The following is a 16,102-nucleotide window of genomic DNA, read 5'->3' as shown; positions in this document are numbered from 1 at the left end:
GAACGGTGAGTTGGTGAATGCGGAGGGTCATCCGGTGCAGCCGGGGATTGTGATCCCGCCGGATGCGAAAACCCTGTCGATCAGCAATGACGGCATCGTCAGCGTGACGCAGCCCGGTCAGGCGCAGCCACAGCAAATCGGCCAACTAACCCTGGCGACCTTTATCAACGAAGCCGGGCTGGAAAGCGTGGGCGGCAATCTGTACCGCGAAACCCAGTCATCTGGCGCACCGAACGAGCTGAATCCGGGCATGGAAGATGCCGGTTCGCGAAAGCAAACGTACGTTGAGACCTCCAACGTCAACGTCGCGGAAGAGTTGGTCACCATGATCCAGGTGCAGCGCGCCTATGAGATCAACAGCAAAGCGGTATCGGCTTCTGACCAGATGCTGCAACGCCTCACGCAGCTGTAGTGCTCAACACAGGAATCAACATGCGACGTGTGGTGATTGTCAGTGCCGCGCTGCTGGCGAGCGGCTGTGCACATATTTTACAGCAGCCGTTAGTAGCGGGGCCGACTTCGGCCGCTCCGTTACCGATGGCAACGTTCGCCAGCGGCGGTTCGCTGTTTACGGCGGGGCAGGGCATGAATTACGGCTATCAGCCGCTGTTTGAGGATCGGCGCCCGCGCAACGTGGGTGACACCTTAACCATCCTATTGCAGGAAAACGTCAGCGCCAGCAAAAGCGCGTCGGCCAACGCCAATCGTAATGGCTCGGCGGGCATGGAGCTGCTGTCGGTGCCGGACAAACTCAACCGCTGGCTGGGTGACGGCAAGTGGGATCTGGATGCCAAAGGCAAGAATGATTTCAGCGGCAAAGGCGGTGCGGCGGCGCGTAATACGTTCACTGGCACCATTACTGTCACGGTGAATCAACTGCTGCCCAACGGCAATCTCGGCGTAGTGGGTGAAAAGCAGATCGCCATCAATCAAGGCACCGAATTCATTCGTTTTTCCGGCGTGGTGAACCCGCGCACCATCAGCGGCAGCAACACCGTGCCTTCCACGCAGGTGGCGGATGCACGCATCGAATATGTCGGCGATGGCTACATCAATGAAGCCCAAACCATGGGTTGGCTGCAACGCCTGTTTCTCAACCTTTCCCCTTTCTGAGATCACCATGAACAGAGCCTTTGTTGTTTTTATTGTCAGCCTGCTGTGCATTAGCGTGCTGCCCGCCGCGCAGGCCGAACGTATCCGCGATTTGGCCACCGTGCAGGGCGTGCGTTCTAACGCGCTGATGGGCTATGGGCTGGTGGTGGGATTGGACGGCACCGGCGATCAAACCATGCAGGCACCGTTTACCGGGCAAAGCCTGACGAACATGCTGTCGCAGCTGGGTATTACGGTGCCGCCCGGCACCAATATGCAGCTCAAAAATATCGCGGCGGTAATGGTGACGGCGGAGCTGCCGCCGTTTGCGCGACCCGGTGAAAAACTGGATATTTTGGTCTCTTCACTGGGCAACGCCAAAAGCTTGCGCGGTGGCACCTTGCTGATGACGCCCCTGAAGGCTGCCGACAACCAAATCTACGCCATGGCGCAGGGCAACGTGCTGATCTCCGGCGCGGGTGCGCAGGCAGGCGGCAGCCGCGTGCAAGTCAATCAACTCAATGGCGGCCGAATCAGTGCGGGTGCCACCGTTGAACGTGAAGTGCCGAATGATTTCGCTCAGCAGAGCGTGGTGCGCTTGCAGCTGAATCACTCCGATTTCTCGCTGGCGCAGCAGATCAGCGATGCCATCAATCAGCGTTACAGCGGAGGGGCGGCCATCGCGGAAGATGCGCGCACGGTGCGCCTGTTTGCGCCCGCTGATGGCCCTTCCCGCGTGCGCTTTCTCGCCAATATCCAGAACATCCCGCTACGCGTGGCGGTGCAGGATGCCAAAGTGGTGGTCAACTCGCGTACCGGATCGGTGGTGATCAATCGCCACGTTACGCTGGAGAGCTGCGCGGTGGCGCATGGATCGCTGTCGGTGGAAGTGGCGCAAAGTAATGTGGTCAGCCAACCCAACACGCCGTTTGCCGGCGGTGAAACGGTGGTGACGCCGCAAACGGATATCTCGGTGCGTGATAGCGGCGGTGCGCTGCAAAATGTACGCAGCAGCACCGATCTTAACAATGTGGTGCGAGCGTTAAATACCTTAGGCGCTACGCCCAATGAGTTGATGGCGATACTGCAGGCGATGAAAAATGCGGGCTGCCTGCGCGCGCGTCTGGAGTTCGAATGATGATCGCCGATCGTCCGGCATTTGATCTGCGTTCGCTGGATGCGCTCAAGCGCGAAGCAAAGCGCTCCTCACCTGAAGCGCTGCAGGCTGCTGCACAGCAGATGGAAGGCATTTTTGTGCAGATGATGATGAAGAGCATGCGCGATGCCACCTTCAAAGATGAACTAATGCACAGCGCGGCTTCTGACATGTTTACTGCGATGCACGACCAGCAGGTGGCGCAGGAAATCGCCCGCAGTGGCCAATTGGGATTTGCCGAAATGATTGTACGGCAATCAGGTGGTGGCGATATGCGCTCCCCGATCCCGCCGCCGCGCCGCGCCAGTGGTCCACTGCGCTTACCTGCGCCGCTGGCCTTTTCTCCTCAGACTGAAAGCACACATCCCTTTATCGCACGCTTACTGCCTGCTGCGCAGCGGGTGGCGCAGCAAACCGGCCTGCATGCGCATTTGATCGTGGCGCAGGCGGCACTGGAGTCGGGTTGGGGCCAGCGTGAAATTCCGGCCGCCGATGGTTCCCGGAGTCATAACCTGTTTGGCATTAAAGCCAGCGCGGGCTGGCGGGGAAAAACCAGTGAAATTACCACCAGCGAATACATCAATGGCGTGAAACAGCAGGTAAAAGCGGTATTTCGCGTCTATGACTCTTACGAGCAGGGGCTGGGCGATTATGCCGCGCTGTTAAGCCACAACGCGCGCTACCAGTCAGTGGTGCGCGCCACCTCAGCGGAGCAGGGTGCTAGCGCCCTGCAATCCAGCGGCTATGCCACCGATCCCGCTTATGCGCAAAAGCTTATCTCGCTGATTAATAAGGTTAAGACCACGCTGCAACAACCTGCTGCCGCCTATCAAAGTGATCTGACGAAAATATTTTAATCCGGTGTTTTAGAGAATCGGCGAATCACCGATGAAAGGTAGAGAGCAACCTCAAAGACAAGCGGTGGATAGCGATGAACAACCTGTTTAATTTAGCCCGAAGTGGTTTAAGCACCGGTCAGGCGGCCCTGAGTGTGGTGGGCAGTAATCTGACTAACGGCATGTCCGACAACTACAGCCGCCGCAATATTTTGATTGGTGAATCAGGCGGCATGAATACCTCGCTGGGCTTTTTTGGTTACGGTGCCCAGGTGAATGGCGTCGATCGCGCTTATGACGCATTTGCCAATTCACAACTGCGCGGCTCTATCAGCAACTGGGCCGGGCTGAAAGGGCGACAGGAGCAACTGTCTGAAATCGACAACATGCTCGGCGACGAATCCGACAACGTCTCGGTTTCACTTAACAATCTGTTCAAGGCCATGGCCACGCTGAGCGGTGATGCTTCTGATGGGCCAGCGCGTTCCGCACTATTTAGTGCGCTGGGTGTATTAACGCAGCGCTTTAACGACAGCGGTAAAAAACTCACTGGGCTGGAGAAAAGCACCAACACGCACATTGAGCAGAGCGTGAAGGACATCAACAGCTACAGCGACCAGTTAGCCAATATCAATAAACAGCTGGAGCGAGTGCAGGCGCAGGGCGGTAATCCCCCCGCTGATCTGCTGGACCAACGCGATGGCTTGCTGGAAAAGCTCAGCGAACAGCTGGGTGTTGAGGTCACTGAAGACAAAGCCTCGGGCCGTGTGGATGTGACTCTGCCTGATGGGCGCCCCCTTATCGCCGGTGATCGCGCCTATAAGTTACAAACCTCGCCGTCAGCCAGCGATCCCAATAAAACCGTGGTCTCTTACGTGGGTCACAATGGCAAGCCTGAGCCACTGAGTGAAACCAGCGTCACCAAAGGCCGTCTCGCCGGATTATTTAAGTTCCGTAATGACGATCTGGCGGTGGCGCGCAATGAGTTGAACCATATCGCTTTTATGATGGCGAGCCGCTTAAACGAACAGCACCATGCGGGCTTCGATGCGGACGGCAATCCCGGTCAGGATCTGTTCTCGCTGCCGGAGATCAAAGCCCTCGCTAATAGCCAAAACACCGGCAGCGGCCGGCTCGATTCCATCCGTGTTACCGACTACAAAGCGGTGAATGCCGAAGATTATAACGTCAGCTTTGATGGCACAGACTGGCATGTTACAGGTGCGGATGGTCGCACGGTTCCGGCGACGGTGACGGGCGGCATGCTGTCATTTGACGGCGTGGAAATCGATCTACCTGCTGGCGTGAATGCGGGCGACAGCTTTAGCCTCAATCCGATGGCCGGTGCTGCTGAAGGGATTGGCCGTGCCCTGGACAGCGCCAGCAAATTTGCCGCCTCTGATGATCCTGCTGGCGGCAGTTCCAATAACAAAAATCTGGAACTGATGCTGAAAATTCAGGATGAAAAACTGATCGGCAAAAATACGCTCACCGATGCCTATACCCAACTGGTTGGCACCATCGGCTCCAATGCGCGCGCGGTTAATTCCGGACTGGAATCGGCCAAAATAGATCTCGATGACAAATTCAACACCAAACAGTCGCTTAGCGGCGTTGATATGAATGAAGAGATGGTGAATATGCAGATGTTTATGCAGTACTACCAGGCCAACAGTCAAATATTGCAAACCGCCACCACGTTATTTGACACGCTGCTATCGATTAAATAAAGGAGTCAGCGATGCGATTAAGCACTTTATATATGTTCAAACAGAATGCGGAAAGTATGTCGCAGCGTGTGAGTGAGAATAACAATATTTACTTGCGCCTCTCGGCAGGTAAATCACTGTTACGCGCATCAGACGATCCGCAAGGTGCCACCGACGCGGTAAAAAACCAGGACGCGCTGGCAAAACTGGAGTTGTACCGCAGCGTGCGATCCGGCGCGCGCAGTGCCATGGAGCACGAGGAGAGTATTCTCAGCAGCGTCGGCAGTATCATCACTACCAGCCTGACGGAGAAAATCATCGCGGCGAAAAGCGATACCTATTCCGCAGAAGACCGCGCTGCGCTGGGAAAAGAGTTATCCGGCATTCGCGGCACCTTATTTGATCTTGCTAATACGCGCGACAGTCAGGGACGCTATATTTTCTCGGGTTATCATAGTGATACTGCACCCTTTGATGCGGCAGGAAATTATCAGGGCGGTAGCGAAGCGCGCCAGCAAACCGTAGCAGATGGCACTGGCATGTCGGTTAGCCGACTGGGCGATGCGGTATTTGGTGACATCTTTGCCGATCTGGATAAGGCGGTGGCGGAGTTGAGCCGTGATCCTATCGACAGAGACGAACTGGAGAAAGCCCTGAGCGCTGCCAGCCAGGCGGTCGACAAAGGCATGGATCGATTGGGCAAAGCGCAGGCTGAACTGGGCACCCATCTGCAGCAACTTGATAGCCTCGATTTAAGCGGTGAGAGTTTGATCAATGACACCATCGTCAAAGTACAAAATGCGATTGGCGCAGATTACGGCACCATGACATCGTTAATTATGGATTCTAAGATGTCTGAATATGCGTTAAATGCGTCGATGATGGTCTTTCAGTCGATGCAAAAAATGAACTTGTTCAATAAATTATAAATTTACCTTTCTGATTCTCAATATCATCGTGTAGCGCGAGAGTAAATCCTATGTTTAATAAAATAAAAATCTACACTGCGGTCAGCTTGATTATCGTGATGTTTGCTGTCGTCCTCTTTTCTACCGTCACTTTTTCGCTATTTAACGCTTATTCCAATAACGAGAACTTTAATAAAATACAGATCGCCTCGTATAGTAATAATCAGATGCGCGATGCTGCCTATAACATCAGTGCAGCACTGGCTAACACCAACGGCATTATGCTGCTGCAGGCGCAGGGAGAAACGGCCTCGCCAACGCTGCTGCAAACCACGGCGCTGATCCTGAAAAGCGCTGAAGAAGATATGCAGCAGTTTATGAGCTCACCGTTCAACAGCGAAGAGGAAACCAAAGTCGCTGAAGAGGTGAACACCGCTTTTAAAGCGGTGTATGACGTGGTGCAGATTAAACTGGATCAGCTCCAGCGCCAGGAGAGTTATCGCGGTTCACTGGAAAGTGAACTGGGGTTGCGCACCACATTGAATCAACGCATTGAGGGCTATAACCAGATTAATTTTAAGCAGAATCAGGAGTATGTCAGCCACGCGGCGAGCAATTACCGCACCATGCTGGTGATTGGGATCAGCGTTACCGTTCTGGCGGCACTCTTACTGATTAGTGTGCGTATCTGGCTGCGCAAGACGCTGGTGCGTCGTATGGAAGGCACGGTTGAGGTACTGAAACGCGTGGCGGCAGGTGATTTGAGCCGCCGCGTCGAGATCGGCAGCGCCAATGAAATCGGCACTATGCTGAGCGAATTGGAACAAATGCGCGTGTCGCTGACCGGCACCATTCTCAGTATTCGTGAGAGTGTGCAGCACATTCATACCAATGCGCAGGAAATTGCCCAGGGCAACAGCGATCTATCTGCGCGTACCGAGGAGCAGGCAGCCTCGTTGCAGCAGACCGCCGCCAGTATGGAGGAGATCAAAACCACGGTGCGGCAGAATGCCGACAACGCCCACACCGCGCGCCAGCTGGCGGTTAGTGCCAGCGACAATGCGCAGCAGGGCGGCAATGTGATGCAAAGTCTGGAGCAGATCATGGCGCAGATCACCGTCAGCTCGCGCCAAATCGCCGATATCAACGGCGTGATTGACAGCATTGCTAATCAAACCAATATCCTGGCGCTGAATGCCGCAGTCGAAGCGGCACGCGCCGGTGAACAGGGACGTGGTTTCGCGGTGGTGGCTGAAGAGGTGCGTAACCTCGCCAGGCGCAGCGCTGATGCAGCCAAAGAGATCAATCAGCTGATCCACACCTGCGTCAGCAATATGGATACGGGATCGCGCCAGGTGAAACAGGCCAGCGTCGTGATGCAGGATATCGTCAGCTCGGTGGCGCAGGTGACGCAGATTATGGGGGAAATTACCTCAGCGTCAGATGAGCAGAGCACCGGTATCAACCAGATTTCGCAGGCGGTAAACGAAATGGATCTGGTGACTCAACAGAACGCGGCGATGGTGGAAGAAGCCGCGATGGCGGCTGGTGGATTAGAAGCGCAGTCCGACGCGCTGGAGAAGCTGGTGGCACAGTTTGTGTTAACTCATGAAGGCTCCGCACAACCGGCTCGTTTGGTCAATAAAGTGAATAACCGCCATCAGGATCTGATATCGGAAAAAGAGAATACGCAGTGGGAATCGTTCTAACGTATTATCCATTAGTGAAATAAAGAGATTAAATAGCCCAGGTACTAAGAGCTTATTGCGCTATATAAATAATAACGCTCAGCTGATAATTAATAACAAGACTATCAGATGGGTGGCAATATGGATAGGTTATATAATGCATCCGGTCTGAATGATAAAAACGAACTGTGGCTAACCTACCATTATCTGGTGCGGCAGGAAGTGTTACGCCTGCAAAAAAGATTACCGGCTAGCGTCGAGTTCGATGATCTCATTCAGGCAGGTGCGATAGGATTTATTGCTGCGGTTGACAGTTATGACGCGAAGAAAGGTGTCACGCTCAGCGCCTGGATTACACAACGCGTGCGCTGGGCGTTAATCGATGAATTGCGAGAACGTGATTGGGTGCCGCGTCGGGTCAGAACCCATTCGCGTGAGATATCTGCGGTTATCCAGATAATTGAACAGGAGCAGGGCGCCAGTGCCAGTGAAAGAGATATTGCCGAACGAATGGGCGTATCGCTGCGGGATTTTCAACAGATGCTGGCAGATAATAACAACAGCCAACTTTTTTCCATGGATGAATTGCAAGAGCATTATGCCGATCTTTGGGAACAAGCTGATGAAGAACATGCCTTGCTGAACCCCCTGCATCACTCTATTCAGGAGGATTTGATTGAGCGTATTGCTGACTACGTACGTTATATTCCTGAGCGGGAGCAGCGCATCTTACAGTTTTATTATCACTATGATCTCAATATGCGCGAGATTGCTTTACTTCTCGACATTACGGAAACACGAGTGAGTCAACTTCACAGTCTGGCAATAAAACGTTTGCGTAGTCGAATGGATTATGATGGAGCAATCTAAAGTGATGCAGCACCTGCAAAGTTGTAAAAGGACATCATCGATAATTAATAACAATTAATAATATTATTATCGTTATTAATCATTTGGTTAGTTGGGTTTTTCATGTGAGGGTTTTCTGACGTGTTGTTACGGAAATTTCTGATGGCTATCATTTTTTCATTGCTGGATGCGGCTCAATCGTCGGCTGTTGGGATGATCGATAGTCACAAAAATGTTCACCCTACGACCACACGATTATCAGCATCACATGGGGAATGGATATTCCTCTCTTAATGACCTCTGCTTTGCACGATAAATATAAGGTGTTATCAATGTCTGACTTTGATGAGTATCTTCAGCATATCCACGATATGAATTTATCTTACCTTCTACTGGCGCAACAATTAATTCGACAGGATAAATTTGCGGCAGGTTTTCGCCTTGGATTATCGGAGTCTACCACTGATAATTTGAAGGCGCTGACGTTACCCCAATTGATGAAGCTGGCCTCGACCAATCAATTAATTTGCCGCTTACGCATTGATGATGAAGTCTTGATTGAGAATCTCACGAAAGAATCGCGGATTGAGGCTCTGCAGAAAATTCACACCGGCATTATCTTGTCGACGGATTTGCTTAATTCAATTAATAAAGAACCTATGGCTGTGGATTAAGGGGGCGAGAATGAGTGAAAGAAATTTATTGCAGGAAGTGCATGACGTTCAAATCGCCATGGAGTTGATCTCTCTCGGAGCACGTATGCAGGTTTTAGAATCTGAGACATCTCTAAGTCGACGACGACTATTACGCTTGTATAAGGAGTTACGTGGATGCCCACCACCGAAAGGCATGTTGCCTTTCTCCGAAGACTGGTTTATGTCGTGGGAACAGAATATTCACTCGTCGATGTTTTATAACATCTACCTGTATTTGAAAGTGACGGAAAAAGGTCCGCCGATTAACGTGTTGATGAAAACGTATCGGCTCTATCTGGAACAGTGTTACGGTCAGAGTCATGAGGAGCCCATATTAGGTCTGACGCGCGCCTGGACGTTAGTTCGCTTTATTGAGTGCGGCATTATTTCCCGTAAAGCGTGCCGGATCTGTCAGGGGGGATATGTGGTGATCACCGAGAACATCAAGAAACCCTTTACCTGCAGTTTGTGCAGCCCACCCTCACGCGCCAGTAAAAAATCTCAGGTTGACCACGTTAATCAACGGCACATTCAGGCCGCCGCCACTTTTATGCCGGTCATTGCCTGAGGCGCTAGCCCTATTTCAGTGACAAGAAAGTCATACGCCCGTGGCCAGTCTGGCGCGGGCTATCAATAATACAAGGAGCAATCTTGTTAGTTAGTTTTGGCTATCTTGTTGTTATAACAACAGTGTTTGGCGGATTTATGCTCGCTGGCGGTCAAATGGCCGCGCTGTTTCGACCTATCGAACTGCTGATCATTGGTGGCGCGGGTATGGGTGCCTTTCTGGTGGGCAACAATATTAAGTCGCTGAAGGCCACGGGCAAAGCGCTGGTAAAGCTGTTTGTTGGCCGCAGCTACAGCAAAGCGATTTACATGGATTTGATGGCTTTGCTGTTCCTCTTGCTGTCGAAGAGTCGCATGCAAGGGTTGATGTCGCTGGAGAAGGACATTGAAGAACCGGAAAGCAGTGAGATCTTCAGCGCCTATCCGCGTCTGCTCAATGACCCCATGCTAAAAAATTTCGTGCTGGATTATTTTCGCCTGATGATCGCCGGCAGCATGAATGCGCATGAAATCGAAGCGCTGATGGATGAAGAGATTGAAACCTGCGAAGAGGAGCTGGAAGTGCCGGCTAACAGCATGAACACGCTGGGTGATGGCTTTCCCGCTTTCGGAATCGTAGCGGCGGTGATGGGGGTGGTGAATGCGCTGGCCGCCGCCGATCGACCGGCCTCCGAGCTGGGCGTGCTGATCGCCCACGCCATGGTCGGCACCTTCCTTGGCATCCTGCTGGCGTACGGTTTTGTATTGCCGCTCGCCACGCTACTACGACAGAAGAGCAGCGATCAGGTCAAAATTTTGCAGTGCATCAAAGTCACGCTGCTCTCCAGCCTAAATGGCTATGCGCCGCAGATTGCGGTGGAATTTGGTCGCAAAACCATCTTCACCAGCGAACGCCCCTCCTTTGAAGAGCTGGAAGAGCACGTGCGTAGCGTGAAATCGAACGCCAGCAAAATGAAGCCGTCGGACGCCAGCGCATGAAGGACGGCAGCCCGGTCATCATCGTTCGCCGCCGTAAAAAGCATAAACATGCGCATCATGGGGGGACGTGGAAAATCGCTTATGCCGATTTCATCACCGCGATGATGGCGTTCTTTTTAGTGATGTGGCTACTGTCGCAGTCCACCGCGCAGCAACGCGAAATGATTGCCGATTACTTTCGCACCCCGTTAAAAACCACGCTGGCGCAGGGCAACAAAGCCAGCCTCAGCGACAGCGTCATTCCCGGCGGCGGGGACGATCTGATTAAACAGCAGGGCGAAGTCTATAAAAGCAGGCTGGATGCGTTAAAGCGCCAGATGGAGAGCCTGAAGCGGGCAAAACAGAAACTGCAGCAGATGATTGCCACCGATCCCCGACTGAATAATTTCCAGTCAAATCTGCTGCTGACGCTCACGCAGGATGGTCTGCTGATTCAGATTACCGATTCGCAACAGCGCCCGATGTTCAAGCTGGGCAGCGAGCAGCCCGAACCCTACATGTTGGGCATTCTGGAGGCGTTGGTGCCGCTGCTCAACGAGTTGCCGAATGCGATCAGTTTGACCGGCCACACCGATTCGCTGCCCTACGCGGGCGGTGTCAGTGGATACAGCAACTGGGAACTGTCAGCGGGACGTTCCAACGCCACGCGACGCGTGCTGACCCATAGCGGATTGGCGGATGAACGTTTTCTGCGGGTGATTGGCACCGCCAGCCGTATGCCGCTGGAAGAAAGTAGACCAGAGGATCCGCGTAATCGCCGCATCAGCATTCTTGTCCTCAGCCACATGAAAGAGCAGGAGATCCAGATGGAAAATACCCTCGCGCAGCACCCTGATGCCCTATTGCAGGATGCCTCCATTCAGCCTGTTGAAGGACACTCCGATGGAATTGAATGATTTTTCGCAGATATTTTTCAGTGAAGCTGAAGAGTTGCTGGCAGAGATGGAACTGCACCTGTTGCAGCTGGATATTGCCGCGCCCGATATTGAGCAGCTCAATGCCATCTTTCGCGCCGCGCACTCGCTGAAGGGCGGGGCGGGTACCTTTGGTTTTGATGCGCTGCAGAAAACCACCCATCTGCTGGAAAACCTGCTGGATGAGGCGCGCAGCGGTGAACGCAGGCTTAACCGGGCAACGGTTCAGCTGTTGCTGGAGAGCAAAGACATCATGCAAAACCAGCTTGCCGCGTACCGCGCGTCTCAGCCGCCCGATGAGGCGCGCTTTCAATACATCTGCGAAGCCCTGCGGCAGATTGCGCTTGAGGCTGCCGAGCCAGCTGCGATAGCAGGTGATGCCGCTGAAGCTGAATTATGCATTACGCTGAGTGATGTCGAAGAAGGCGAACAAACGCTGCTCAGACAAGAGCTGGAAAACCTCGGATCGCTGCGCCATCAGGAGCAGACGTCGAAAAGCCTGAAAGTGGTGCTCGCCACCGCTACGCCAGCCGACGATATTCGTGCGGTGCTTGGTTTTGTGCTGAATGACACGCAGATCGCTATTGAACCGGTGGTCGCCGTACCTGCTGCCCCCACATTGACTGCGGAACCCGAGCCCACGGCTTCCGTATTGGCTGCACCTTCTGCGCCGACATCTACGGTGCCGCTTACTGCTCCGGCGCCAACCGCGTCCCCGGGCACTTCTACTGCTCCGGCGCCAACCGCGTCCCCGGGCACTTCTACTGCTCCGGCGCCAGCCACGTCTACGGCCACGTCTATACCCCCGGCACCCACGCCTTCTACCGCGCCGCGTGCGGCCAGCCAGGAATCCAGCAGCATTCGTGTTGCCGTTAGCAAAGTCGATCAAATCATTAATCAGGTCGGCGAGCTGATCATCACCCAGGCAATGCTGTCTCAGCTCACCCAAACATTGGATAACGCCAATCATGACGCGTTGCTCAACTGCGTGGCGCAAATGGAGCGCAACACGCGTGAACTGCAAGAGTCGGTGATGTCGATTCGTATGATGCCGATGGACTACGTTTTTAGCCGTTTTCCTCGTCTGGTGCACGATCTCGGTTCGCGTCTCGACAAAGAGATTGAGCTGACGCTGAAAGGCGGTTCCGCCGAGCTGGATAAAAGCCTGATTGAACGCATTATCGATCCGCTGACTCACCTGGTGCGCAATAGTCTCGACCACGGCATTGAAGCCAAAGCACAGCGCATTGCCCAGGGCAAACCGGGCACCGGCAATCTGACGCTCTCCGCTGAACATCACGGCGGCAATATCGTGATCGAAGTAACGGATGATGGCGCGGGCTTGAACAGGGAAAAAATTCTCGCCAAAGCGCGCTCGCAGGGCATGAGCATTAGCGACACGCTCAGCGATGACGAAGTGTGGATGCTCATCTTCGCCGCCGGATTCTCCACCGCAGAAAGTGTCACCGATGTCTCCGGGCGCGGCGTGGGTATGGATGTGGTGCGGCGAAATATTCTGGCGATGGGCGGCCATGTGGAAGTGCAATCGCGGCAGGGCAAGGGCACCACAGTGCGCATCCTGTTGCCGCTGACGCTGGCGATCCTCGACGGCATGTTGGTCAGAGTGGCCGAGGAGATTTATGTGTTGCCGCTGGGTGCGGTGATGGAATCGCTGATGCCGCAGGAGGAGATGCTGTACCGCTATGTGGGTGACGAACGTTTGCTGCAGGTGCGCGGCGAGTATTTGCCGCTGGTGATGCTGCGTCAGCGTTTTTCGGTAAGCGGGCAAGCCCCGAGTGATAACGGCATCGTGGTGATTGTGCAGAGTGCCGGCTGCCGCTACGCGCTGTGGGTCGATCAACTGATTGGCCAGCAGCAGGTGGTAGTGAAAAACCTCGAACAAAACTATCGCAAAGTGACCGGCGTGTCTGCTGCCACCATTCTCGGTGATGGCAGCGTGGCGCTGATTCTGGATGTGGTTGAGCTGGCAACCTTAGCGCATCCACAGGAAAACGCTGACCGTCTGCGTGTCAGCCAACAGGAGGTAGCAGCATGACATTATCGAAAGCGCTTCAGAGTGATACGGCAGCGCAGGAGTATCTGATTTTTCGTCTCGGCGATGAAGAGTACGGCATCGATATTCTCAAAGTGCAGGAGATCCGTGGCTGCGACCGGGCGACGCGCGTGCCCAATGCGCCGGACTTTCTCACCGGTGTGACCAACCTGCGCGGTGTCATCGTGCCGATTGTAGATTTGCGCGTGCGGTTCAGCCTCCAGGTGGTTCACCAGAATGAGAACACCGTCGTGATTGTGCTGAATCTCAGCGACCGCATTGTCGGTATTGTCGTGGATGGCGTGGTGGACGTGTTGTCACTGGATCACGAGCAGATCAAACCCACGCCAGATGTCTCGGCAGCGCTTTCCAGCCGTTATTTGTTGGGTCTGGGTGTGGTGGATAATCGTATGATGATTTTGGTGAATATTGAGAAACTGCTAAGCCGTGAGGAGTTGGATGCCATGGATGCTGTGACCGATGCGTTAGCGTAGCGGCACCGCGCTATCTTTTACGCTACCAGGCGGATGAGATTGCATGGCAGAATAGCCGCTCGTTTAACAGGAGGTGGATCATGACCGACGAAATCGACCAGCGTATCTACGAATTAGTACGTCGCTACGACGGCGTCTATCTGTTTAAACAAAAAACGCTGACGCCACAGATCGATATCGATACCGATCTTAACTTCGAGCGCGAAGAAGCGCAGGCATTAATGGACGAGTTCTTCAGCGAATTCGAGGTGGATCGCGGCGGATTTATGATTGATACCTACTATCCGGAAGAACCGTCACTGGCGCAGATCCTGAATCCCTTCAATAAGCGAGAAGTCCCGGTGGTGCCGGACTTTACCCTGGGTATGCTGATTGAATCCGCCAAAGCAGGGCGTTGGCTGTATGAGTAATACCAACGCCCCGCGATCACTTCACGTGCAGTTGCGGTTAATAATCGTGCCGTTCCAGCACGAAACGCGCGTTGAGCTTTCTTAAAAACTCAAATGTGGTCATGCAAGGAACACCAAATTGGCGGCAGATATTGGGCACTTTCACTTTGCGTGCGTTGGCAGGCAGAGGAAGTTCATGCGTGATAACGGTAGCCCCGATGCTTTTACTTTTTGCGATAATCCATGGGTCAGCTTTTGCCAGAAATAAATCGCGTGACCCTGGATTGAAATCGGCTTTCATTACACCTTCCTCTATTTGCTAAAAAATCAGCTGGGTATCATGATCATCATTAGCAATGAAATGTGCAGGCCTCGCTTTTACCCAGTCTGATAGCTCATCATTTCCGTCTCGTAATTCGCGGGCGATCATGTCTACGCTGCCGACAATGTTGAATGCAAACTGTCTATCCAGCCATTCCCAATAGCCGGGGCAAATATCCATTCCGTAATAAAAGTTTTTCGCCATGATATAAGTGTTTGCATCCAGCAAATATTTCAAAGCCCCATCTCCTCTGCAAATTTTGATAGCCTGGAAGGCTGCATACCATCCAGCAAATCGCTGGCTTCACGTAATAACATTTGACCACTCAGTGCCTGGCTTAAGACAGCACGAGAAAAAGAGGGGCTTATTTGTGCCTTCTTCGTTCTGAAATAACTGGGACCGCCGCTATCATTTTTACTGCGCTGTTGATGGGCAAGTTTCTGCTCTTGGATAAATTGCTGATAATCCTCATGGGAAATCAACTGAAGTGTCAAAGCTCTGCGGGCGATGACCCAACAACTGACATGAAAATGCCCTTCCAGCGGGGCAAGATTTTCGCGCCAGTTTTCCTTATAGGTATTCCATAAAGAGAGGAATTCACTCGCCGGAACCAGGAATTCGGCAGCAACGGCATTGCACAGGATTTCTTCCTGTCTGTGAGTTGATGTGCCTCCATCAGAAACACCGGATTGTCCAATCCAGATATGACCAAGCTCATGAATTAACGTAAATAGTCGAGCGCCGGGTGTATCTGCATGATTTATGAAAATAATGGGAGCAAAATCATCCGCAATGGCGAATCCTCTAAACTCATCCACGTTGAAAGGACGCGTATGATGATTGAGATAAGGCGCTCGCATTACCAGAATACCGAGATCTTCGATACGCTTTATCAATTCATTGTAATAGCTCTCCCAGGTACCGCGTGTTGGGTGCGCCGGTAGATTAAGCTTGTGGCGCATATCCTCAACTATCGCGTTAGCTGAACTGCCGACGGTAAAACGCCCACTAATATTGGGTGCCGCAATTAACTGTTGCTGTAAGTACTCTCTGTACCATTCCTGGCGCATCAGCATAACTTTCAACAGGTCGATCAATTCAGCACTTGGGCGCAGTGGCCCTTTGCTGCCAATTGTGCGCAAGTCTGGGATGGGCAGTTGTTCTTCGGGAGGATGGGGCAGGAAAAGGTAGCCAAAGGGAACATGTACTTTGCCAGCAAACGCCATTGCCTGATTGAATGTTAAGGGTTGCTGGCCACTTTCCCATTCCTGTAGACGTTCCAGGCTGATGCCGCACTTTTGTGCCAATTTATCCAGGGTAAAACCTGCCCGTTCGCGGGACCAACTGAGCATGGCAGGATTAATATTGGCAATTGTCATAAGGCATCGGGCGTTCAATGAATGTGATGAGAGTATGTGCGCAAGCTTTGAGTCGTTCAATACCTGACCAAAT

Annotated in this window: 16 protein-coding genes and 1 pseudogene; 15 read left to right on the top strand and 2 right to left on the bottom strand. The window is 53.1% G+C overall.

Features of this window, described 5'->3' with window-relative positions; all coding sequences use genetic code 11:
- The 15 genes from RT340_RS05955 to RT340_RS05885 all read left to right on the top strand — a co-directional run.
- Positions 1–412: flagellar hook-basal body complex protein (locus RT340_RS05955; protein ID WP_313374755.1), on the top strand; the 412-nt coding region annotated here is incomplete at its 5' end.
- 20 nt (positions 413–432) lie between these two features.
- Positions 433–1,113 carry a flagellar basal body L-ring protein FlgH gene (locus tag RT340_RS05950; RefSeq protein ID WP_211729356.1) on the top strand — a complete coding sequence of 227 codons (681 nt, stop codon included), beginning with the start codon at positions 433–435 and terminating at the stop codon, positions 1,111–1,113.
- Positions 1,114–1,120: 7 nt separating this feature from the next.
- A complete protein-coding gene (locus RT340_RS05945; RefSeq protein WP_211729357.1) occupies positions 1,121–2,230 on the top strand; it encodes a flagellar basal body P-ring protein FlgI in 1,110 nt (369 codons plus the stop codon).
- Positions 2,230–3,105, top strand: a complete 876-nt coding sequence (flgJ, locus tag RT340_RS05940; protein ID WP_211729375.1) for a flagellar assembly peptidoglycan hydrolase FlgJ — start codon at positions 2,230–2,232, stop codon at positions 3,103–3,105. The genes RT340_RS05945 and flgJ overlap by 1 nt, the downstream gene beginning before the upstream one ends.
- A gap of 74 nt (positions 3,106–3,179) precedes the next feature.
- Complete coding sequence (gene flgK, locus RT340_RS05935; RefSeq protein ID WP_097118264.1) at positions 3,180–4,814, top strand: flagellar hook-associated protein FlgK; 1,635 nt, start codon at positions 3,180–3,182, stop codon at positions 4,812–4,814.
- Positions 4,815–4,825: 11 nt separating this feature from the next.
- Positions 4,826–5,722, top strand: coding sequence for a flagellar hook-associated protein FlgL (gene flgL, locus RT340_RS05930; protein ID WP_160833950.1), 897 nt, complete (start codon positions 4,826–4,828; stop codon positions 5,720–5,722).
- Between the two features lie 50 nt (positions 5,723–5,772).
- Positions 5,773–7,410, top strand: a complete 1,638-nt coding sequence (locus RT340_RS05925) for a methyl-accepting chemotaxis protein (RefSeq protein WP_211729358.1) — start codon at positions 5,773–5,775, stop codon at positions 7,408–7,410.
- 120 nt (positions 7,411–7,530) lie between these two features.
- Positions 7,531–8,259, top strand: a complete 729-nt coding sequence (gene fliA, locus RT340_RS05920) for an RNA polymerase sigma factor FliA (RefSeq protein WP_097118404.1) — start codon at positions 7,531–7,533, stop codon at positions 8,257–8,259.
- 311 nt (positions 8,260–8,570) lie between these two features.
- On the top strand, positions 8,571–8,912 hold the full coding sequence (gene flhD, locus RT340_RS05915; protein ID WP_097118267.1) for a flagellar transcriptional regulator FlhD: 342 nt from the start codon (positions 8,571–8,573) through the stop codon (positions 8,910–8,912).
- A 10-nt stretch (positions 8,913–8,922) separates the two neighbouring features.
- The gene (flhC, locus tag RT340_RS05910; RefSeq protein WP_211729359.1) at positions 8,923–9,501 is read left to right on the top strand and encodes a flagellar transcriptional regulator FlhC; all 579 of its coding nucleotides are present in this window, start codon (positions 8,923–8,925) and stop codon (positions 9,499–9,501) included.
- Between the two features lie 83 nt (positions 9,502–9,584).
- Complete coding sequence (gene motA / locus RT340_RS05905) at positions 9,585–10,478, top strand: flagellar motor stator protein MotA (RefSeq protein WP_313374746.1); 894 nt, start codon at positions 9,585–9,587, stop codon at positions 10,476–10,478.
- Positions 10,475–11,374 carry a flagellar motor protein MotB gene (motB, locus tag RT340_RS05900; protein ID WP_097118270.1) on the top strand — a complete coding sequence of 300 codons (900 nt, stop codon included), beginning with the start codon at positions 10,475–10,477 and terminating at the stop codon, positions 11,372–11,374. The genes motA and motB overlap by 4 nt, the downstream gene beginning before the upstream one ends.
- Positions 11,361–13,448 carry a chemotaxis protein CheA gene (gene cheA, locus RT340_RS05895; protein WP_211729360.1) on the top strand — a complete coding sequence of 696 codons (2,088 nt, stop codon included), beginning with the start codon at positions 11,361–11,363 and terminating at the stop codon, positions 13,446–13,448. Before motB ends, cheA begins: the two co-directional genes overlap by 14 nt.
- A complete protein-coding gene (locus tag RT340_RS05890; protein ID WP_034826310.1) occupies positions 13,445–13,939 on the top strand; it encodes a chemotaxis protein CheW in 495 nt (164 codons plus the stop codon). The genes cheA and RT340_RS05890 overlap by 4 nt, the downstream gene beginning before the upstream one ends.
- Positions 13,940–14,019: 80 nt before the next feature.
- Positions 14,020–14,349, top strand: a complete 330-nt coding sequence (locus RT340_RS05885; RefSeq protein WP_249221771.1) for a DUF1493 family protein — start codon at positions 14,020–14,022, stop codon at positions 14,347–14,349.
- A gap of 37 nt (positions 14,350–14,386) precedes the next feature.
- Here the strand turns inward: RT340_RS05885 and RT340_RS05880 are convergent.
- Both RT340_RS05880 and RT340_RS05875 read right to left on the bottom strand, forming a co-directional pair.
- A pseudogene (locus RT340_RS05880) lies at positions 14,387–14,878 on the bottom strand (DUF4411 family protein).
- Positions 14,879–14,883: 5 nt separating this feature from the next.
- Positions 14,884–16,029, bottom strand: coding sequence for a helix-turn-helix domain-containing protein (locus RT340_RS05875; protein WP_160833957.1), 1,146 nt, complete (start codon positions 16,027–16,029; stop codon positions 14,884–14,886).
- Positions 16,030–16,102 lie beyond the last annotated feature (73 nt).

Source organism: Pantoea sp. CTOTU50773, from assembly GCF_032082325.1.
In the GTDB taxonomy this organism is placed as follows: domain Bacteria; phylum Pseudomonadota; class Gammaproteobacteria; order Enterobacterales; family Enterobacteriaceae; genus Pantoea; species Pantoea communis.
This window is presented reverse-complemented; position numbering and strand designations above follow the sequence as displayed.